2 pseudogenes are annotated in these 1,202 nt (G+C 70.1%); one reads left to right on the forward strand and one right to left on the reverse strand.

Going from position 1 to position 1,202, the window contains the following annotated elements:
* Window positions 1–815: 815 nt before the first annotated feature.
* Window positions 816–902, forward strand: a pseudogene (locus BZY54_RS55755) (antitermination regulator); the annotation flags it as partial.
* Between the two features lie 118 nt (window positions 903–1,020).
* On the opposite strand, the pseudogene BZY54_RS47045 reads toward BZY54_RS55755, so the two are convergent.
* A pseudogene (locus BZY54_RS47045) lies at window positions 1,021–1,202 on the reverse strand (YceI family protein); the annotation flags it as partial.

Here is a 1,202-nt window from a genome sequence, read left to right on the forward strand (position 1 = left end):
AACGGCCTCCGGAGCCGTATGCGCAGGTTCGGATCCTGCCCGGGGCCGCTCGCTGAGGATCAGCAGAGATCAAGCGCTGACCAAGGCCGATGCCGACAGAAAGCTCGACCGGCTGTGCGGCGAGTGTTCGCCGGCGTCTGCTCGGGTGCGGTGAGGGTCGAGAAGTGGCCTTGGCCGGGATGGACGTGAAGGCGTGCGCCCGGTCTCGCCGCGGCGAAACGGCGGGCGTGCCGGAGCGGGACGGTGGTGTCGGCGTCCCCCTGGTGGATCGTCGTGGGCACTCTGATCGACTCGACGTCGAAACCCCAGGGGCGGGTCGGCACGCGCAGATCCTGCCCGGCTCCCCAGCTGCCGCGGTGGAACGCTCGAAGGTAGTTGCTCGGGAAGGCCGCGCGCGCCCGACTGGGCGAGGGCACACCAGTCGCTGGCGGGCATCTCGCTGGTCGCCAGGCGAAGGAGCAGTCCTGGTGTCCGGCGCGCCGGCGTAGCCAGGCAGCCCAGAAACCAGCCACCGAATGCCGGAGCGTGCCGAGCAATCTGCAAGGACGCGCTGCCCGGCTGCCATCCGGCGGGTGGGCCAGACAGCGGGTCAAGGGGCGATGAGCAGCAGGCTGCCAACGCGGTCAGGCAGCTCGGACGCATATGCGGCCGCGAACGGGGTCTGCGTCCGATTTTTTCGAACTGCCCCGTGTCCTGGGGGCGACATCGACTGTCCGAAGCCCTGACGGTGGCGGCTCGCCGACTGCACGACGCGGACACGCCGCACCACACCATGCGCATCGCCGTCCGGCTCGTCGTGCGGCTGTTGTCAGGCGCAGAGCCTCGTGTGTGCCTCCCAGCGGGAGAACGTCAAACTGCGCGATCTCGCCCGCCGGATCGTCGACGCCAAGAACGCCGGATGACCGGCGGGAGGTGATCACCGGCGGGCGGCGGGAGGCGATGCGTCGAAAGTAGAGCTCTCCCGGCGTGTGGCGGTTGAGCGCTCACACCGCCGAGAGGGCTGTCGCGCCGCAACAAGAGTTATGCGGTGGGGAGGGTTTCGCCTTGGACGGCCTGGATGTCCAGCTCCACCCGCAGGGTGGTGCCGATGGCGGCGATGCCTGCCTGGAGGACCTGGTTGTAGTTCATGGCGAAGTCCTCGCGGCGCAGTTCCGTGGTCGCGCGGAACGCCGCCCGGGTGCCGCCCCAGGGGTCGGCGCCGG

It is taken from the genome of Streptomyces carpinensis (assembly GCF_002154505.1).
GTDB classification, from domain to species: domain Bacteria; phylum Actinomycetota; class Actinomycetes; order Streptomycetales; family Streptomycetaceae; genus Streptomyces; species Streptomyces carpinensis.